This window comes from Arenibacter echinorum (assembly GCF_003259375.1).
Classification (GTDB): domain Bacteria; phylum Bacteroidota; class Bacteroidia; order Flavobacteriales; family Flavobacteriaceae; genus Arenibacter; species Arenibacter echinorum.
The window spans coordinates 414,286-435,206 of sequence record NZ_QLLN01000001.1 but is presented as its reverse complement, the minus strand read 5'-3'; the positions used below and the strand labels follow the sequence as shown (position 1 = coordinate 435,206).

Here is a 20,921-nt window from a genome sequence, read left to right as displayed (position 1 = left end):
GCTAAGAATTTATAAGATGGTTCTCTATAATACCGTACACTTCCGTTGCCAATAGACTATCCTTTAAAGTAGCGCTTTTATTATTGGTTATCAATATTGGATGATCATTGGAATTCTCGGGCATCCTACCATGTGACCCTTTAACCAAAGTGGCGTCCAAGGGAATAATATCCATTACCGTTCGGAAACCCAATTTCTTTTTCAACAACTTCCACATAACCTTTGGCATCAAGAATTTATCCTTTGGATCCAGCAGCATCTCCACCGGATCGTATCCTGGTTTTTTGTGAATGTCTACCATTCTTGCATAATCAGGTGCCTTATTATCATCCAACCAAAAGTAATAGGTAAACCAAGAATCCTTATCCGCAATCACCACCAAATCTCCACAACGTTCATGATCCAATTGCAGATCTTTAATTTCGTCACCAGACAGCACTTGCTCTACCCCCTTAAGGCCTTCTAATATAGCCTTGACCTTATCTATATCCTCTCTATCCTTTACATATACATGGGCCAACTGATGGTCTGCAACGGCAAATGCCTTACTGGCTCCTGCATCCAATAATTCCAGTCCCCTTTCTACCCGTATATCGAGGTAACCCTCTTGCCTAAGTTTTCTATTCAAATGAATTGGATTATTCACATTGGTTATCCCATATTCTGAAAGTAGAATAATATGGGCCGATTTAGCCTCATAATATTCCACCAATTGTTTAACTACATCATCGATCTCCCTTAGGTCGCCTGAAATTTTGGTTAGATCGGTCCCGTAGCGTTGCATATTGTAGTCTAAATGCGGTAGGTAGACCAAGGTGAGGGTGGGATCATGTAAAACGTCCGTTTTTAAACTGGCATCCGCAATCCATTGACTGGATTTTATAGATGTTTTTGGGCCCCAAAAGTGGAAAAGCGGAAATGTCCCCAATTCCTTTTGCAAATGGTCCCTTAGTTCCGCGGGATAGGAATACACATCAGGAATCTTCCTTCCATCTGCCAAATAATTTGGTCTGGGAGTAACACTGTAATCTACATTAGAGTACATATTGTACCACCAGAACATATTGGAACAGCTAAAATTACTGTCCAGCTTTTTTAGTTTGTCCCATATTTTTTCGGATTGGATAAGGCTATTGGATTGACGCCAAAACTTAACCTCATGCTCCTCCTTAAAATACCAACCATTACCAACTATACCATGTTCAGATGGCGTTTTGCCTGTTAAATAGGTGGCTTGAACTGCACAGGTCACTGCAGGCAATTGTGGTGTAATAGTTGCCGAAGCTCCTCTCTCCATAAAAGATTTAATAAAGGGTGTATGCTCCCCTATCAATCCCCGTGTTAATCCTACAACGTTAAGCACTACGGTTTTCTTCATTCCTTAAATTTTACTCTTTAACCATTCAATTTCACGAACAATGCAATTGGACAGTTCGGTTTTAAGATCTTTAGGCAAAACATCCCATGTATAGGTCTCAATCTCCAATTGATCCGAAAATTGATCTTTCCTTAGATATTCCAACACCTTGAGTATTTGGTCCTGGGTAGAAAATAAATGGTCGTACTTTTCCAAAAAAATGGGTACATGAAAATGGGACCTTAGCTCTTTGGCATCGGAGCGATGCTTCAAAACTTCGGGCAGATCCTTATAGGTAACTATTTTGTCACCTATCTTTTCGGTGACCTGATGCAAGTAAGTGGGTTCGTTAAACTGACTAAGCGAGTGCCATATAGCCTCATTTTCACCCTCCTTAAAAAGTATTTTAAGGGCAGAGCTCACTTGTATTTTACCAACCTTTATTCCCGCTTTGTTAAATTTTTCCAAAGTATGTTCCGGTTCCTCATAGGCTAGGGAAAAGTGGCAGACATCATAACAAACCGTTATATGTCTTAGAATTAAATCCTTGGCCGTTTCCTTGTTACACCCCAAAACATCAATCAATTTTTGGGTTGATCTGGGAATCAAATAGGTATCGTAAAAGTGAACTACCTCATCGCTATTCTCTAACATACCATCCGGCTCCGGTTCTATATCCATATGCAGATATTTACCCGTATTCCTTTCAATTTCTACCAACTGCAAAACAATCTCTGCCATACTTTCGGCTCCGGTTGCAAAGGCCTTGTCCAAAGCTTCCTTAGAATTATGCCAGTGCCTATAACTGACAGGTGAAGTAGAAATACCTCCCGAAATACCTTCAGGAACTAAAAAGGCCAATTGATCAAAAAGTCGCTTCGTATAATCCAATCTTTCCTTGGTGGTCCAATCTGGGGCATGTACCATATCTTTCACCCTTTCGTTGTGAAAATTTCCATAAGGGAAACCGTTCATGGTAAAAACATAGAATTGATTTTGGTCCAACCAATCCTTGAAATCTTTCAAATTACTACCTTCATTTAGCCCCAAACTTGCCACATTGGACAAACGCAGTCCAATACCAAAAGGGGATTCCGGAGAAACTTCCTTCTTTATTTTAGGAAGATATTTTTTTAGGCTATTATAGGTCTGCTCCCAATCTTCACCAGGATGGATATTGCTACAATAGCTTAGATGATATTTGTTTTGTATTAACATGTGGTATTGGATACTTTAGGTTTGTACATTTCGTTTAACCATACGATTGCTTTTTCCATGGTGGCAACATCAATTTCATGCACATCGTGTTTGCTGCCTATTTTGGATATCAAGGTAATAGTAAGTTCCCCTCCCAAATGCTCCCTAAATTCCTGAATGCCGTTTAACAAATCATCCAGATCACTGTCTTTTTCAATAGGGATATGTAAATCGAACCCAATTTGTTCCAGAACTTTTAAAATGCGGTCCAGCGTTTCCTTACTTATCAACCCTATAAAATGGGCATATACCAAATCCAAGGCCATACCAATTGCAACAGCTTCGCCATGTCTCAGTTGATAATTGGTCATGTATTCCAATTTATGGGCTGCCCAATGGCCAAAATCCAAAGGTCTGGAAGAACCGCTTTCAAAGGGATCTCCCCCTAGGGCAATATGCTCCATATGCATCTCTGCACAACGATAAATTAAGTACTCCATGGACTCCATATCACGTGCCCGAAGCAGTGTACTGTTCTCTTCTATAAAATCAAAGAATACCGTATCCTTGATTAAAGCCACTTTTACCGCCTCGGCTATGCCGGAAATCCAATCGCGCTGTTCCAAGGTGGTTAAAAAATTACTGTCGTTTATTATGGCATAAGCTGGCGCAAAAGTTCCCAGAAAATTCTTTTTGCCTAAAATATTAAAACTATTCTTCACCCCTACGGCCGAATCGTTCTGGGACAGCACTGTAGTAGGAATTCTTATCAGCTTCACCCCCCTGTGGGCTATGGCGGCAGCATATCCCACCATATCTATAATGGCACCTCCCCCAATGGCCACTACAAAAGAATGCCTGCAAATTCGATTATCATTCACGGCATTCAATATCCGCTCCACATTGTGGTAATCATTCTTACACTGTTCCCCTCCAGTAATCACCAATTGTTCCATTAGATGTATCGCTGAACTATTTTGTGTGCAATAGGAAGTAATTTCCGCCATTAAATTTGGATGGCAGGCCAATACACCACTGTCTATTACAAAAAGTACTTTTACATGCCCTTTATTGTTATACCCATTAATAATATTCTTGAACAAGGGGTTGTGCAAACTAAAAATATTTTCCGTAAAATGTAGCTTATACTCATAAGCTACTTTAAAGGATTGTTCTATTGGTTTATAATGTGACATACTTTAAAACGTTAGGTAACTGCGAACAGTTTTGATAAAAAAATAGATAATGGCAATAGCAACAGTATAATCAACCCTACCCACCAATGGGAAAATCCTACGGCCAAGGTTGCGTCCAAAACAATAATCGATATTACCCCGGCCATTACTGCCTTTTTAATGTTCTTGGGCGAATTTTCTGCATATGCCCTCAACAAAGGCCTAAATATTAAAAAAGCGAACAGTAATAGAAATGGAATGGCCTCCAATAAATTAAGGCCAGTAGTTGAAAAAAGAACAACTAATCCCAAAATCACACTACTGTACAATCCCCCTGCAAAAATAATATGGTTCTTATTGTCCCCATGCACTTCGCCCCTACTTATCAGGGTTATGGCCGCTATATATAAAACTGGAAAAATAAAATACCCCCAATTGCTAAAATCACCCATAATGGTAATCCCTAGAAGCAAATTTAAGCCTCTGCAAACTCCCATATTAAGTGGACCAAAAAAGGAATGGTGTTTCCCCAAGGCGTCGTACAAAAGAATGGAAAGTCCTAAAGTAATAGCTACCATTCCACTTACTGGGCCTACCAAAAATGAAAATAGTACCCCTAAATTCATTAGCACACCTCCAAAGATTGCGGCAAATCGCACAGAAACCAATCCAGATGGAATGGGTCTTTCCGGGCGCTCTGTTTTGTCCAATTTATGATCAAAGACGTCATTGAGAACCACACCGGCAGCATAAAGGAACACTGAGGAAAACACCAACAAAAGTATTTTCCCAACCATGGAAGTATTCCAATCCGTATTAAGGAAAATACCCATAAATACGCCCGCAATAGCCACACCTGCCAAAACATCGGCAGCAGCTGTAGGTAAATTTGCTGGTCTGGCTAGCCTTAAATATCCTTTCAATACAGGATTCATTATACTATTTTATCCACATCAACCTTAGGCTCCTGCCCTCGTAAAACACTATTGTCGTTGTATAATTTAGTTTGATTGATGCCTTGTGGATTTAACCAATCGGATTCTTTCATCTTACCATTTTTCCCAAAAATGTCCAATGCATTTTGGTAACAGGTTTTAACCACATCCGATTTTGCTATGCCCCTTTTTAACATCAGGGAAGCCGTTTTTGGCACCGCTAAGGGATCGCTAACCCCCCAGTCCGCAGAACTATCGACAATAATTCGATTGCTTCCAAAATTTCTTACTACCTCTACCATTCTTTCGTTCCCCATTTTGGTTTTTGGATAAATCGTAAATGCCGCCCAAAAACCGCGATCCAATACATCCTTAACGGTTTCTTCGTTGTTGTGATCAATAACAACCATACCAGGATCCAAACCATGTTCCAAACAAACCTCCATACTTTTTAAGGTACCCGACTTTTTATCCCTATGCGGGGTATGTATCTGTACCGGAATGTTCAGTTCTTTGGCCAACTCCAGCTGCATTCTAAAATACTTATCTTCTGCAGGGGTCTGATCGTCATAACCAATTTCACCAATGGCTACCACATTTTCCTTATGTACGTACAATGGCAATAATTCAATTACCTGTTCCGCCAAGGCTTCATTATTGGCCTCCTTGGAATTTAATCCTATGGTGCAATAATGATGTATCCCAAATTGACTTGCCCTAAAAGGCTCCCAACCCACAAGGCTGCTATAATAATCTTGAAAAGAACCTACTTGGGTCCGTGGTTGCCCCAACCAAAACGAAGGCTCTATAATGGCCACTACACCCGCGGCTGCCATTGCCTCATAATCATCTGTTGTCCTAGAGCTCATGTGTACATGCGGGTCTATAATCATCATTTTCTCTTCCATAATAATATTGTATACTTTAATTGATAAACGTCTCTAAAATTAAAATGTTTTGGAGCCCATAAAGGAATTGATCAAAACATCGCAAAAAATTCATTTTTGTAATCGACTCCAACCGTTAAAGTTAATTAATTAATGGGTCACAACGATTATAAATAGCCCATTTTAAAAGTGTTTTAACAGTAAACGCAACTAATAACTTTATTTAATCCTTAAGAGTGCTATTTGTATTTAGCGCCAAAACCGGTTTAATATTTCAATATCATAGCGTTAAAATTGGCTATTATTTGCTCCTTGTCTCCCATACCTTTAAAAACAAGGCACAGGGCATCAAAATCCTTGGTAGGTTTTATCGGGATAAGATAGTTCTTCTTTGCTCCCTTTTCTTTGTTAAAATACTTCAGGGAGCTTTCTCCGATTAGCGTACCGCTAGGACTATTCTCCCTAATTTCCACTTTGCCCTCGTACGGATAGTCGGCACCAAAATACATCAACAACTCTATATTTTTTAGGCCCTCCAAGCCAATGTCGTTGAATTTTAAATAGGAATCATTTTTAATGGAGCCAATAACCTTGTCTCCTTCCACCTCCCAATTACTCAATCCCCCACTTTTTTCATCTGCATTAGCGCCTTCATACTTTGGAAATTTAAAAATAATTTGATCTCTAACAGAAAGGGATGATTCCGGCTGCTCTTTACTTCCCTTGTCCGTGTACGAAGCCATTAAAACATACTTTCCTTGACTATTTTTTGCCTGATGGGCGTTAAAACCAACTTCTCCCTGTATAGCCAATAGATTTTCATCTTTCCCAATTTCGGTATTTAAAGAAAGAATATAATCTACTATTTTATCCACTTCTGAAACCTTAAGTTGAGGGTGTGCAGACATCATACTTTCTCCCCAAACTCCGGAGCCTCCCTTAATGATCTTATCTATCAAATAGTTTTTGTCCTTGGCCGAATAGCGCGCTGCTATTTCCTCGTACGACGGCCCATTTACCTTGACATTTATGGCATGACAGGCCTTACAGTCCGTATCGTCCATAATCAACTTGCCTTCCGGTATCGTATTCTGTTGATGCCCAATAGTAGCCTTGACCATATCCTCACCTTCGGGAATATAATCAAAGGTGACTTTTACATCCTTGGGATCAATGGTACCTGCGAGGGTACTGCCATCCTGTTTATCGGTTACGACAACCTTATAGCCTACTTTATGCCCATTCCAGTAAGTTCTGTTCTTGGTATCCAATTCAATCTTTAATTCGGGAATATCATTGCCCACCAAAATCTTCTGGGTGGATATATCCGTATTTCCAGCTTCATCGGTTACCTTTAAACGCACCGTATAATTCCCTGGTTCATTGAAAGTAAAGCTTGGCTCCAAGGATGTATCCTGAACCTCATCCGAATTAAAATACCATTCGTATTGCAATTTGTCCTTATCAAAATCTTCAGAGCTACCACCGGAAAAATTTACAGTAAAGGGTTGTGCGCCAACCATTTTATCTGAGGTAATTCGGGAAACTGGTTTGCGATTACCACTAACATAACTAATCCTATTTAAGCGAGCATCCATGTTTTGGGAATTCCATTTTTGCCCATATTCAAGGATATAAAGGTTGCCATCAGAGGCAAAAAGCATATCCATTGGATGTGAAAATTCGTTACCGGGCATAAAAGGATCTGCCTTTACATAATTGTGATCTTCATCCAGTGTTACCACATAGATCCAATCCCGCATCCATTCATACAATAAAAGCTTATCCTCAAAATATTCCGGAAATTTATTAGTAGCATTGGGATAGTTGGAAGAATGATAAACTGGCCCAGCCATTGGATTGACCCCTCCAGAACCCAACCAAGGAAATTCTTCCGAAGCACTATAGGAAAACCATATCAATGACTCCTGAGCAGGAGGAAGTTCTTTAATACCTGTATTGTTGGGAGAATCGTTGATCAACTTTGCAGGGTCAAATTTTTCACCCGGAGTCTCGGTAGTAAAATTATAATCGTTATAAGCCTGATTATTACCGCGTGTATAGGGCCATCCCCAATTCCCAGCTGTTCTAGCCTGGTCAAATTCGCCCATACCATGGGGTCCCCTATTGGGATCGCCCTTTCCGGCATCAGGACCAACATCTCCCCAATATACATACCCAGTTTCACTATCTACGGAAAACCTAAAAGGGTTACGGCTACCCATTACATATATTTCAGGTCTAGTCTTAGCTGTACCTACTGGGAACAGATTTCCCTCTGGAATGGAATAGGTTCCGTCGTCCTCGGGTTTAATTCTCAAAATCTTTCCTCTAAGGTCATTGGCATTGGCCGCTGATTTTTGGGCATCCCATAATGCCCTACCCTCCCTTTCGTCTATTGGTGCAAAACCGGAAGATTCGAAGGGGTTGGTGTTGTCTCCCAAACCAATAAATAAATTGCCGTCGGGACCAAATTCCAAGGCCCCTCCACTATGGCAACATTTGCGCAATGTGGGAATAGTCAATAGATTTTTTTCAGATGCTAAGTCCAAGGAATCACCAACCAAGGTAAATCTTGAAATGCGTTGTTCGGATATTTCACCTGGTGCAGAATAAAACAAATAGATCCAATTGTTATTCTTATAATTCGGATCTACTGCTATACCCAATAACCCATCCTCATTGCCATAAAACAAATTAAGCTGGGCTATTTGCTTTGTTTTTTCTTCCTTAAAATCATAAAGTTTTAGAGCCCCCCTGCGTTCCACGAACAAAATTCCCCTACCGGGCAGTTCTTCCAGTTCCATAGGTTCGTTTAGGTTAAAATCGAGGACCTTACGAACATACCTGTTTTCCTCAGGAATCCTTTCTGTCTTTGCCTTGCTGTAATCCAAAGCAGTATCGCCAATTGCATAGGTAATACCGCCCAAGACATGCTTTAAAAAATCAGGATTTTCAAAGGTGGCATCGGTATGTCCCATTTCCGTATAAAAGGACCTTCCTCCGTCATACTCATGATACCAGGAAATAGGATGATGCTCCCCATTTTCTCCTCCCTCATAACTGGTCTCGTCTATTTCTATCAATACCTTTATTTCTGGGTTGATATCCCTGAAATTATACCACTCGTCCGTCTTCATCCATGTATCGGACATTGATTTGGTAGCAGGGTGGTTTTTATCAATTATATTCAACCTTGCTTCTTGAATTTTGGGATGCCCCTTAAAATAGGCGCCCACTAATTTATTGTACCAAGGCCAACCATATTCCGCATCCGTAGCCGCATGAATTCCCAAAAATCCCCCACCTGCTTGAATATATCTTTCAAAATCAGCCTGTTGCACCTCATTTAAAATATCCCCGGTAGTGTTTAAAAATATAACAGCCGAATACTCCTTTAATATTTCCTCAGTAAAATAGGTTGCATCATCGGTCGTATCCACCATAAAGCCATTTTGTTCTCCCAAGCTCTTCATTGCCTCCACACCTTTCTCAATGGAACCGTGCCTAAATCCTTCCGTTTTACTAAACACCAATAATTTGGTTTCCTTGGAAGTACAAGAACCTAGTAAACAAACAAGGATAAGTCCCATTACCCATTTTAAAATATTATCCATAAAAACTAATTAATTTAATATAATCCATTAACTATGATGTCCCAATTGATGATTCAACCTAACTTTTGAATCCTTAAAACACCTCATCTAAAAACAAATTATGCTTTAATAAATACTTTTTTTGCCCAAAAATGAAATATCCATACAATAATGCAGCAATTTAAATCATTTGGAAAGAATTTTATATAAACCTGTGAAAAAATCCGACCATACACCAACAAATCTAAACGAGTTCAAAGATCCGTACCTAAAATGAAAAATATTTTAGTGATATTATATCTGCCAGAGCGGGTATTTTTTCCACGATTACAGCTCTACCCAAAAAAGAGAATCTTTTGTATCAATAGGAACATGAAGAAATAAAACTGGTTGGAGATCTTGATTCCCAATAAATCAAATTCAGGTCATTATTTGCTGGTAAGTTATAAATCATGGAAGCCAAATAAAAAAAGCGGTTCAAAAAAGTACAAAATCAATACTTTTCAACCGCTTATTGTTTTTTATAATTTGGGGTTATTCCTTGATATTCCCCCAGGTAATACCTCCATTTTCAATTCCTTTTACTAGTTCAGGAAATCCTTCCAACAATGCCTTCGCTTCGCTTGAACTGGAGTGGTAACAACAAAGAGCGGCTGCTTTTCGCTCCACAATATTTTCACTTGAAAATAGTCGCTTCATGTCCTTTAAGAGTTTTTCGTTCATGAAATTACTCACTGGCCTCCAAAAACAGGGATCTATTTCCCTTGATGCTGCCCAACGTTCGTGGGCGTAATCCGAAATAATTCTTGCAAGTTCCTTGTTACCTCTTTTTTCTACCTGTACAATTTCATTTAAATTTTGCTGCATAAATGCCGCCTTCAGGTACATTTGGTTCCATTGCTGTTCATTAAAATAAAGCGCAGGATAAGGATTGTTTAACGCTATTGCATCAAAAACGTTAGAGATATTGGTCCTTAGAGCCTCAACAGCCTGTACTTTATAGTTTTCGGGATGAGGCAACAATATCAAAAATTTAAGGAAGGTTTCCAGTTCACTCTTATCCGCGACTTCTATAATATTGGCTACCTTGGCCTTAAAAAATTCCTCCTTGGCCTCCAACACCTTGTAAAGCAAATAAATTCTACCTATCTGCTGTAGGTTGGCGTGTTGAATTTCCAGGTAAGCCTTTAATTCCTTATCATCCAATAAAAGCGACAGTTCCTTTTCCGATCTAATTTTTGTGGGTACCAAGCTATAGGTCAGATATAAATCCTTTGTGGACTCTGATTCCACAATGCCTTCGATTTTTGACAACAGCCACTGCTTATTTACGTTGTCCACATTATCCTCTAAAATTTTCAGAAGCTTGGCACCAATATTTTCAAATAACATATTACAATATATTTATCCCGTGTTAAACCATAAATTTTAATAATGCATATAGTAAGCCGATGAGTAATTCAAATAATTGCACCATGCTTACAAAGAAGGCTTAAATATAAAACTATATCAGCATTAATTACCGCGGTTTATGGTATTCTTTCTATTTTTGAAACAGAAAATTGTGCTATGTTAGGTTTAAAGTTACCCACAGACCCCAGATGGGTCAACATTGTTGAGAAAAATATCGATGAAATATTAACAGATCACGCCTATTGTGAGCAAAAGGCGGCAAGCACAGCTATTTCCTTGATTGTGAGCTTTCCAGAATACACTGAACTAACCCAAGAAATGATAGCGCTCTCAAGAGAGGAAATGGGACATTTCAAAATGGTTCACGACCGCATATTGGCCCGCGGAAAATCATTGGGAAGGGACAGAAAGGATGACTATGTTGTTGCCTTACTAAAGTTTTTCCCAAAAGGAGGCAGCAGAACCACCCAATTGGTACATCGCTTGTTATATGCCGCATTAATTGAAGCCCGCAGTTGTGAACGCTTTAGGTTGCTATCCGAGCAATTGCAGGATAAGGAGCTGGCAGATTTTTACCATAAACTCATGATCAGTGAGGCGGGGCATTACACCATGTTTCTAAACTTTGCCCGTAAGTATGGAGATCGCAAGGAAGTGGACAAGAAATGGGACGAACTACTGTCTTACGAAGCATCCATCATGAAAGATCTGGGCAATTCTGAAACCGTCCACGGCTAAATTGCCTTTTAAGTTTAAAATACTTTAGAATTCATTTTCTACAATAAAATTCCTTATTCTTTAGCGTAGTACAGGGTTTTTATAATCCCATCCGATAACCCTATTTTGGGAACATGAATTTTTTTGGCTCCGATCCACTTGGCAGAAGAGACAAAAATTTGTGTAGCTGGAATAATTACATCTGCCCTATCCGGATTTAATCCCAATTCGGAGACCCTTTCCTCAAAAGTCAGGCTCGACAGAAAATGATATTGTGCCCTTAGCCATATATAGGACAGGGACTCCCCTTCCTTACGGCCGGACATTTTATGCAGTTTATTTATGTTTCCCCCCGAACCAATGATCGATAAATTGGGCAGTCCCTTAACGTGTTTCTTCAGCCAGAGTTCCAGTTCGTTCCAAAGGGAATCATCTACCATACCATTCAGGAGCCGAACGGTTCCAATCTTAAAGGATTCCGAAATTTTTATTTTCCCTTCGGAAAAGACCGTAAACTCGGTACTCCCGCCGCCCACATCTATATAAAGATAAGTCTCATCCTTCCTTATCAAATTCTTAAGGTCTGTAGAGGCTATAATGGAAGCCTCCTTTTCCCCGTCTATTAATTGAATCTTTACCCCGGAAGCCTCTAAGATGCGATCAATAACCAACTGCCCATTATCTGCCTCCCTCATGGCCGAAGTAGCACAGGCCATATATTTTTCCACCCCATGTACTTCCATCAAAAGTTGAAACGCCTTCATGGCATTCAACAAACGCTCTTCATTGCGCTTGGAAATAGTCCCGTTTTTAAACACGTCCTCCCCTAACCTGATCGGCAATCGGACCAAGGCACTTTTTTTAAAGAGGGTATCTTTCCCCTCTTCTTCAATAACGTTATGGGTAAGTAAGCGTATAGCGTTGGAGCCAATATCTATGGCGGCATATTTCCGTACTTTCAAAGTAGCTGTTTTTTTTAGGAATTCAATTTATTAAGGTAATAATCATAGGTAGCGAATTGTGAACGCATTTTGGGGTTATTGTTCTTTCTATAAGCATTATCGTGCCTTTCGGAAAAAACCCTTGCTTTTACGTTATCCCTCCAAGAAATATCAAAGGTATCCAGAAGTTCCTGTTTAACGTCACCATCATAAATAGGCACTCCAACTTCTACACGATAATCCAAATTTCTTGTCATCCAATCGGCGGAGGATATATATACTTTGGAATTACCATCATTTCCAAAAATGAATACTCTTGGATGTTCCAAAAATTTATCCACAATACTAATAGCCTCTATGTTTTCGCTCATCCCCTTAACACCCGGCACCAAACAGCAAATACCCCTGATTATGAGCTGAATTTTTACACCGGCCCTACTGGCCTCATACAGCTTGTCCACCATTTTATATGACGTAAAGCTGTTCATTTTTATCTTAATATAGGCCTCTTTACCCGCCTTTGCGTTTTGAATTTCCTTATCGATCAACTTCTTGAACACATTTTTGGTATAATGGGGAGAAACTATCAGATGTTTATATTTATTGATCTTATAGGTAGTCTCAAAGAAATCGAAAACTTTGTTCAATTCCTTCAATATGCCATCATGTGCCGTGAACAAAGTATAATCGGTATAGATACGGGCCGTTGATTCATTAAAATTGCCGGTACTAACAAAACCATAACGTTTAATTTGGCTGTCTTCCTCACGTTCTACAAGACAAATTTTACTGTGCACCTTTAACCCCCGTACACCAAAAATAAGCTTTACCCCCTCTGCCTGTAACTGTTCTGCATATTCAATATTGGCCTGTTCGTCAAACCTGGCCTGCAATTCTATCTGCACCGTAACATGTTTTCCATTTTTTACGGCATTGATCAAGGATGCAGCTACTTGGGAGTTATCGGCCAATCTATAAACCGTAATCTTGATATTTCTCACCTTGGGATCCAAGGCCGCTTCCCTTAGAAATTTAATGATATACGAAAAGGTCTGGTACGGGGTATATTGTAGGAAATCCTTTTCCGCTATCCGCTCAAAAAGGCTCCCTTCCATCGATATTCCCTTTACCGGCAATGCGGCAATCTTATCGTACATTAGATCATTTCTTCCCAAACTTGGAAAGCCCATATAGTCCCGTCTGTTATGATATCTTCCTCCAGGAATTACACTATCCGTATCCTCTATGTCCATTTTTTCCTTTAAGAATTCGAGGGTATCCTTACCAATGCTCTTGTCGTAAACAAAACGCACGGGATCACTTATTTTTCGATGCTCTACACTGGACGATATTTTCTCAATAAAACTCTTGCTTAGATCATTATCCATGTCCAACTCGGCATCACGGGTAATTTTGATCATATGTGCCGATATGGATTCATAATCGAACATATTAAAAATACTCCCTAGGCAATACCTGATAAGATCATCTAGAATGATGATATAGTACTTATCACCCTCTTTCGGCAAAACCACAAAACGGTCTATACCCTTAGGAATTTCTATAAGTGCATATCGCTTTTCTTTAACATTGGATTTGCTACCAGGCTGTTTCTTTAATATCAATTTAACCGCCAGATAGGCCGCTGTATCCTTAAGCATGGGGAAGCCGGCCAAATCGTTCAAAATAATGGTCATCAAAACCGGACTGACCTTTTCGATGAAATAATTTTTAATAAAGGAACATTGGGACTCCGTTATTTTCTTTTCATTGATCAAAAAGATATTCTGAGATTCCAATTCCTTTTCAATATCGCTAAGGATTTTTAAGCTTTTGGTTTGCTGCTTAATTACAATCTCCGTAATTTCCTCGAGAAGATCCTTTGCCGTTTCCCCACCCAAAACACTCTTTCCTGTTCTGCCAGCTTCTACAATTCTTTTGACGGTAGCATACCTTACTTTAAAAAATTCATCCAAATTATTGGAAAATATCCCTAAAAATCGGAGTCGCTCTATTAAAGGAACATTCTTGTCCGCACTTTCCTGTAAAACCCTCTCATTAAAACTTAACCAACTAATTTCTCTATTTATATATTGATTTTTACTCTTGATCATTCTTATAACTGTTTTGGGAAAAGTGTCTGTACCGTAATTCCTTTTGTTAGGGCACTCCATTCGTTTGTGTCAAATTTTAATTGTACCAACCCACTAGTGGGAACATTGTCAATATACATGTTTCCTAGAGAATTGGCAATATGTGTAAAGGCTTCGTTGTGTCCAAAAATAATAACCGTATCCTGATCATTGTTCAATCCTTTTAAAAATCGGTATACGTCCTCACCTGAAAAGTCATAAAGTTCATTGGACACTTCAAACTGTGTATGTGGAAAATTTATAGTTCTCAAAAAAATCATAGCCGTGTGCAAAGCCCTATTGGCGGGACTGGAATAAGCAGCGTCAATGTGGATTGAACTGGATAAGAATTCCTTTGCCACCTTATTCACATCCTTTATACCCCTTTCCATTAGGGGCCTATCCCTGTCCGAAACATTATATTCCCAAGACGATTTTCCGTGCCTTACCAATATTACCGTTTTCATACGTTTAAGATATTTTAATTCATTCCAAAAAAGAAAGCTAAAAACTGAGAGCGTGTGCCATTGTTTCTTAGCTCTGTTTCCATATAATAATTCGCACAAGCACACTACTATTCAAATACAATGTGCCGGCCAAGCGTCATGGGGCCAACCTTTCAATTTTCCAATCGTAATTGGCCTGTAGGCTATATCGTATCCTATCATGCAATCTATTGGGCCGGCCTTGCCAGAATTCTATGGACACCGGCTTTACAATAAATCCGCCCCAATATTTGGGACGTTCTATCTCCTTATTTTCGTACTCCTTCTCCAAATCCTTTAATTTCTTTTCCAAATAATCCCTGCTAGGAACCACCTCGCTCTGGTTGGATACTATTGCACCCAGTTTGCTACCATCTGGTCGCGATTCAAAATAGCCGTCAGATAAATTTTCAGCTATTTTCTCAGCTCTTCCCTTTATAATGATCTGTCTTTCCATATTGGGCCAAAAAAAAGAAATGCAAACATGGGGATTTTGGGTTATGGCCCTCCCCTTTTCACTTTCATAATTGGTATAAAAAATAAAACCTTCAAAGGTGTACTTTTTCAAGAGTACCACCCTGTTTTTTGGAAACCCGTCCAAACCTATGGTAGAGACCGTCATGGCATTGGGTTCATCTACCCCATCTGATGCCTCAACCTCATAAAACCATTTTTGAAATAACTCCATAGGGTTATCCGAAATAACCTCTTCGGTAAGCGAGCTTTTTTCATAGGATTTCCTGTAATTCCCTAGGTCTTTTTGCATATGTCCTCTTGGCTATTATTATCGTGAAAAGTTACTATACAAAATTGCATAAAACAAACTGAAACACGAAAAGTAAGTAGAGTTTTTTTAACCTTTGGAAACCAAGGATTGACCAACATACTTAGGCACAATTATAGTTTAGGAATAGTCCCTACAAAACAATACTTAAGCCCTAAATCAAAACCTAAAATTTTAAAGTGTATCGCATAAGAGGCCTGGTAGGTTTCAAAGTTACTGGGTCAGAACAGCAGGGCATATAGCTTTAAAATAAAAACATTCATTACCCAACAAAATTATTGCGATTTCTCCAAGCTACAGATCAAACTCCTTACCATCGTCTGCTAGTTCCACATTTGGAAATATGGTTTTGGCCTCTTCCTTAAACAGGTCCAAAGATTGATATCTAGTGGAAAAATGTCCCAATATCAACATCCCTACATTGGCTTCTTTGGCAATGGTAGCGGCCTCTTTGGCGGTGGCATGTTTAGTTTTCGGGGCCAATCTTTTTTCTGTCTCCAAGAAGGTAGCCTCATGATATAGCACATCCACATTCCGGATCCAAGGAATAATTTTTGTTGAAAAGGCAGTGTCACTACAAAAAGCATAACTTTTGGGAGCGGGAGGATCAAAAGTCAATAGGGCATTGGGAACAACAGTATTGTTCTCCAAAACAACGTCTTTGCCGTTTTTGATATTCTGAAAATAGCATTTGTCTATTTTATATTTGGCAACGGCTTTTACATTTAATTTTCGTTCTCCTGGCTGCTCCTTAAACAGAAAACCATTGGTATATACCCTGTGTTCCAATGGAATTGTGGTTATGGACACCTTGTCATCCTCATAAATCCTTTCTTGCTCTGTTGAAGTTAATTCGTGAAAAATAAGGGGATAATTGGTCCATGAATCCCCCAATTTGAGCAATAGGGTAATAGCTTCCTTAATTCCTTTTGGACCATAAACATGCAATTCATTGGTCCTGCCCAATAACCTAAAAGTAGATATCAACCCGGGCAAGCCAAAAAAATGGTCTCCGTGTAAATGCGATATTAAAATATGATTGATACGGGAAAATTTTATTTTGCTCTTGCGCAACTGTACCTGTGTACCTTCCCCGCAGTCAATTAAAAACAATTGATTCTTAATCTCCAGTACTTGTGATGTAGGATTGTTCAAAGATCTTGGTGTTGCTGCATAACAACCCAATACGGTTAGTTTCATAAAAATGAAATATTGAAAGTGGAAAATGGAAGATTATTCCCTGGTTATATTTAAAAGACCCCTAATGGACAGTAATAACCTAATAAATTTGGCAATCACATCATTTAAAATCTTTCCTCCACTATCACTTATAAATTATAATTTTTTAAAGTTCCAAGTCCCTTTCTATCTCCTCCATTTCTATAATATCCTTTGCCTCTTGAATGGTAGGCACAACAACTATCTTGTCAGGAACTTCATCGTAGGATACTTTTTCGGTTACCAGGACGAAGGATTTTTTAGTCTTTCTATGCGCATCGGAGAGCTCCAAAAATTCCAAAACATCGCTGGAAGTAAGTTTTGAAAAGGAAAAAAGATTCACAATAATATGATCGTTCTTAATCTTGGGATACATGTCCCTAAAATTGGAAAGAAACTGGTTCAATGAGATATTCTCTTGAAGCACGGTGGTTACATTCCCTTCTTTATCCAAAATCATAGGCTTGTTATTTAATTTTTGACGCCAGTAAATAAATCACTGCCATACGTATAGCTACCCCATTTTCTACCTGGTTCAATATAATGGATTGTTTTGAATCCGCTACATCACTGGTTATTTCTACTCCGCGGTTAATGGGCCCCGGGTGCATAATTACAATTTCCTTGTCCAAACTATTCAACAAGGCTTTATTAACCCCAAACTGCTGGGTATACTCCCTTGTTGTAGGGAAATAACTAATATCCAACCGTTCATTCTGAATACGCAGCATATTGGCAACATCGCACCAGTTCAGCGCTTTTCGCAAATTGGTTTCTACAGTAACACCCAAAGATTCTATATGTTTGGGCAGTAAGGTTTTGGGTCCGCAAACCTTTACATTGGCACCTTGTAGTTGCAAGGCAAAGATATTGGACAGTGCCACCCGTGAATGAAGAATATCCCCCACAATGACCACATTTTTCCCTGCTACATCCCCTAATTTTTCCCTTATGGAATAGGAATCCAACAAGGCTTGGGTAGGATGCTCATGGGCACCATCCCCTGCATTGACTATAGAGGCCTTAACATGTTTGGAAAGGAATATTCCAGCTCCAGGATTGGGATGGCGCATTACCACCATATCTACCTTCATGGAAAGGATATTATTTACGGTATCTATCAAGGTCTCCCCCTTTTTCACCGAAGATTGTGCTGCAGAAAAATTAACAACATCTGCTGACAACCTTTTTTCCGCCAATTCAAAAGAAAGTCGTGTACGGGTACTGTTTTCAAAAAATATATTGGCTATGGTAATATCGCGTAAGGAAGGAACTTTTTTGATAGATCGGTTGATCACTTCCTTAAAGTGATCTGCAGTTTCAAAAATGAGCTGGATATCCGATTCTTTCAGATACTTGATTCCCAACAAGTGTTTTACACTTAATTCGCCCATACCTATGTCTTTACTAAATATATTACATCCTCCCCATCATTTTCCTCCCACATTACCTTTACTTTTTCTCCGTTTATTGCATCTACTTGCCGCCCCCTATAATTGGGCTGAATGGGCAAATGCCTACTAAAACGCCTATCGATCAATGTCAACAACTCTATTTCCAAAGGTCTGCCAAAAGATTGTATAGCCGTTAGAGCGGCCCTTATACTTCTACCGGTATAAAGTACATCATCCACAAAAACTACTTTCTTATCCTCTACAAGAAAATCAATTTTAGTCTTGTTGGCTTCCAAGGTCTTATCGCCTCTCCTAAAATCATCGCGATAAAATGTTATGTCCAAGAATCCTAAATCGATTTTTTTCACCCCATAATCCTCTTTAAGGATCTTGGCTAGACGTGAAGCCAAAAATATCCCCCTAGGTTGTATCCCTATAAGAACGGTATTTTTAAAATCGAGATGGTTTTCTAATAATTGACAGGCCAGGCGATGCAGGATAATATTTATTTCTTTGGAAGAAAGTAATACTTTTTGACTCATAGATGATTTGGCCAATGCTTTTGAAATACAAAAGTAGGGATTTCTATTTAATATTGGCGGCATAAAGACAAAAGACCACCACAAAACAGCAATAAGGAATTTAAGCCTATTGGCAATTCCCTGATAACCCTAGGGTTGCATATTACTTAACTTTCCAGGCAAGTACAATACATGAATTAAACTCAACTTCAATTGCAACTCCAAGAGAAATTGAAATTACATATGTTTTGGCAATAAAAAAGCCCTGACAAATGACAGGGCTCCCTTGTTCAATAATCTAAAAGCTTACTTCTTTTTCTTGTCGTTAGCTTCCATTTTATCTTTCAACGCTTGCAATGCTTCGTTGGCATCACCTATAGTAGGCTTAGCTTCATCAGCAGAGGCTGCAGCTTTCTTAACGGCAGCTTTTACATTACGTTGTTCCTCTTCTCTAAAGATAGCGGTGTGACTAGCTACAACCCTTTTGAATTCTTTGTTGAATTCAATGATCTTGAACTCGGCCTCTTCACCTTTTACCAATTTCTTGCCATCTTCTTTTTCCAAATGACGTGATGGTACGAAGGCAACGATATCCTCGTTGAAATCGATAGTTGCTCCTTTATCCACTATTTCAGCGATAGTTCCTTTGTGAACTGTATCCAATGCAAATTCAGTTTCGTACTTATCCCAAGGATTTTCTGTAGTCTGTTTATGCCCTAAACTTAATTTACGACCTTCAACATCCAATTCCAATACCTCAACTTCCAAAGTATCACCTACGGTTACAAACTCTGATGGATGCTTAATTTTCTTGGTCCAAGAAAGATCGGAGATGTAGATCAACCCGTCTATTCCTTCTTCCAATTCAACAAACACACCGAAATTGGTGAAATTACGAACAATTCCTTTGTGCTTAGATCCAACAGGATATTTAGTAGTGATATCAGTCCATGGGTCTGGAGTTAATTGCTTAATTCCAAGAGACATTTTACGGTCTTCCCTATCCAAAGTCAATACTACAGCTTCAACCTGGTCACCAACTTTTACGAAATCCTGAGCGGAACGTAAATGTGTAGACCAAGACATTTCAGAAACGTGAATCAATCCTTCAACACCTTCTGCAACTTCGATAAATGCACCGTAGTCTGCAATAACGACTACCTTACCTTTAACTTTGTCTCCAATTTTAATGTCTTCGCTAAGAGCATCCCAAGGATGTTTCTCCAATTGCTTAAGACCTAATTGGATTCTAGACTTGTTCTCATCAAAGTCAAGAATTACAACATTCAATTTCTGGTCTAATTCCACCACTTCATTAGGATGGTTGATTCTGCTCCAAGATAGATCGGTAATATGTACCAATCCGTCTACACCACCAAGATCAATAAAGACACCATAAGAAGTAATGTTTTTAACAACACCTTCCAATACTTGTCCTTTTTCCAATTGACCAATGATCTCTTTTTTCTGCTCTTCAATATCAGCCTCGATCAACGCTTTATGAGAAACTACTACGTTTTTAAATTCGTGGTTTATCTTAACCACCTTAAATTCCATAGTCTTGTTTACATATTGGTCGTAATCGCGGATAGGTTTAACATCGATCTGAGAACCTGGCAAGAATGCCTCAATTCCAAAAACATCGACGATCATACCTCCTTTAGTTCTGCACTTAACAAAACCACTAACAATCTCTTCTTTGTCATGGGCAGCATTTACGCGATCCCAAGCCATGATAGTTCTTGCCTTTCTATGTGAGAGTACCAACTGTCCACTTTTATCCTCACGGATATCGATCAACACCTCTACCTTATCACCAACTTTTAGGTCAGGATTGTAACGGAATTCGTTAAGAGAAATAACACCTTCAGATTTAGCATTTATATCAATAATTGCTTCACGCTCCGTTAGGTATACTACTGTTCCCTCTACTACTTCCGCATCGGCAGTATCTACAAAATTTTCAGCGACTAATTCTTCAAATTCTTTTAATTTGGAGTCATCAACGCGCTCAATTCCTTGTTCGTACTTGTCCCAATCAAAACTAGCCAAAAACTCTTTTGGATCCTGTACTGGGGCTTCTACTTTTGTTTCTTGTGTAGTTGCGGCAGTTTCATCTACCTCAACTGTTGTTTTTTCTTCAGCCATTTGCTGATTATAATTTTGTAT

The 20,921-nt window shown here is 39.1% G+C and carries 17 protein-coding genes; 1 reads left to right on the top strand and 16 read right to left on the bottom strand.

Going from position 1 to position 20,921, the window contains the following annotated elements; genetic code table 11:
* Position 1: 1 nt before the first annotated feature.
* The 7 genes from LV92_RS01900 to LV92_RS01870 all read right to left on the bottom strand — a co-directional run bounded on the left by LV92_RS01900 (position 2) and on the right by LV92_RS01870 (position 10,539).
* On the bottom strand, positions 2-1,378 hold the full coding sequence (locus LV92_RS01900; RefSeq protein WP_111621980.1) for an alkaline phosphatase family protein: 1,377 nt from the start codon (positions 1,376-1,378) through the stop codon (positions 2-4).
* Positions 1,379-1,381: 3 nt separating this feature from the next.
* Positions 1,382-2,575, bottom strand: a complete 1,194-nt coding sequence (eboE, locus tag LV92_RS01895) for a metabolite traffic protein EboE (RefSeq protein WP_111621979.1) — start codon at positions 2,573-2,575, stop codon at positions 1,382-1,384.
* Positions 2,569-3,750 carry a 3-dehydroquinate synthase gene (locus tag LV92_RS01890; RefSeq protein WP_111621978.1) on the bottom strand — a complete coding sequence of 394 codons (1,182 nt, stop codon included), beginning with the start codon at positions 3,748-3,750 and terminating at the stop codon, positions 2,569-2,571. The genes eboE and LV92_RS01890 overlap by 7 nt, the downstream gene beginning before the upstream one ends.
* 11 nt (positions 3,751-3,761) lie before the next feature.
* Positions 3,762-4,664: a UbiA-like protein EboC gene (eboC, locus tag LV92_RS01885; protein ID WP_111621977.1), complete on the bottom strand. Its 903-nt coding sequence runs from the start codon at positions 4,662-4,664 to the stop codon at positions 3,762-3,764.
* Positions 4,664-5,572, bottom strand: coding sequence for a TatD family hydrolase (locus tag LV92_RS01880; protein WP_111621976.1), 909 nt, complete (start codon positions 5,570-5,572; stop codon positions 4,664-4,666). Before LV92_RS01880 ends, eboC begins: the two co-directional genes overlap by 1 nt.
* 245 nt (positions 5,573-5,817) lie before the next feature.
* The gene (locus tag LV92_RS01875) at positions 5,818-9,168 is read right to left on the bottom strand and encodes a ThuA domain-containing protein (protein ID WP_111621975.1); all 3,351 of its coding nucleotides are present in this window, start codon (positions 9,166-9,168) and stop codon (positions 5,818-5,820) included.
* Between the two features lie 513 nt (positions 9,169-9,681).
* The gene (locus LV92_RS01870; RefSeq protein WP_111621974.1) at positions 9,682-10,539 is read right to left on the bottom strand and encodes an EboA domain-containing protein; all 858 of its coding nucleotides are present in this window, start codon (positions 10,537-10,539) and stop codon (positions 9,682-9,684) included.
* 177 nt (positions 10,540-10,716) lie between these two features.
* On the opposite strand from LV92_RS01870, the gene miaE reads away from it, so the two are divergent.
* Positions 10,717-11,298 (top strand): tRNA-(ms[2]io[6]A)-hydroxylase, encoded by a 582-nt coding sequence (gene miaE, locus LV92_RS01865; RefSeq protein ID WP_111621973.1) that lies wholly within the window; start codon positions 10,717-10,719, stop codon positions 11,296-11,298.
* 53 nt (positions 11,299-11,351) lie between these two features.
* On the opposite strand, the gene LV92_RS01860 is transcribed toward miaE, so the two are convergent.
* From LV92_RS01860 to rpsA, 9 genes are all read right to left on the bottom strand, one after another.
* Entirely contained in the window at positions 11,352-12,239 is an 888-nt protein-coding gene (locus tag LV92_RS01860; RefSeq protein WP_111621972.1) for a Ppx/GppA phosphatase family protein, read from the bottom strand.
* Positions 12,240-12,253: 14 nt separating this feature from the next.
* Entirely contained in the window at positions 12,254-14,332 is a 2,079-nt protein-coding gene (ppk1, locus tag LV92_RS01855; protein ID WP_111621971.1) for a polyphosphate kinase 1, read from the bottom strand.
* A 2-nt stretch (positions 14,333-14,334) separates the two neighbouring features.
* Positions 14,335-14,817: a SixA phosphatase family protein gene (locus tag LV92_RS01850; RefSeq protein ID WP_111621970.1), complete on the bottom strand. Its 483-nt coding sequence runs from the start codon at positions 14,815-14,817 to the stop codon at positions 14,335-14,337.
* Between the two features lie 136 nt (positions 14,818-14,953).
* Positions 14,954-15,601, bottom strand: coding sequence for a pyridoxamine 5'-phosphate oxidase (pdxH, locus tag LV92_RS01845; protein WP_111621969.1), 648 nt, complete (start codon positions 15,599-15,601; stop codon positions 14,954-14,956).
* Positions 15,602-15,913: 312 nt separating this feature from the next.
* On the bottom strand, positions 15,914-16,819 hold the full coding sequence (locus tag LV92_RS01840) for a ribonuclease Z (protein WP_111621968.1): 906 nt from the start codon (positions 16,817-16,819) through the stop codon (positions 15,914-15,916).
* A gap of 145 nt (positions 16,820-16,964) precedes the next feature.
* Positions 16,965-17,297 (bottom strand): ribonuclease Z, encoded by a 333-nt coding sequence (locus tag LV92_RS01835; RefSeq protein ID WP_111621967.1) that lies wholly within the window; start codon positions 17,295-17,297, stop codon positions 16,965-16,967.
* A 7-nt stretch (positions 17,298-17,304) separates the two neighbouring features.
* Positions 17,305-18,231 carry an aspartate carbamoyltransferase catalytic subunit gene (locus tag LV92_RS01830; RefSeq protein ID WP_031442959.1) on the bottom strand — a complete coding sequence of 309 codons (927 nt, stop codon included), beginning with the start codon at positions 18,229-18,231 and terminating at the stop codon, positions 17,305-17,307.
* A gap of 2 nt (positions 18,232-18,233) precedes the next feature.
* Complete coding sequence (gene pyrR, locus LV92_RS01825; protein ID WP_031442958.1) at positions 18,234-18,773, bottom strand: bifunctional pyr operon transcriptional regulator/uracil phosphoribosyltransferase PyrR; 540 nt, start codon at positions 18,771-18,773, stop codon at positions 18,234-18,236.
* Between the two features lie 285 nt (positions 18,774-19,058).
* Positions 19,059-20,900 carry a 30S ribosomal protein S1 gene (gene rpsA / locus LV92_RS01820; RefSeq protein ID WP_111621966.1) on the bottom strand — a complete coding sequence of 614 codons (1,842 nt, stop codon included), beginning with the start codon at positions 20,898-20,900 and terminating at the stop codon, positions 19,059-19,061.
* Positions 20,901-20,921 lie beyond the last annotated feature (21 nt).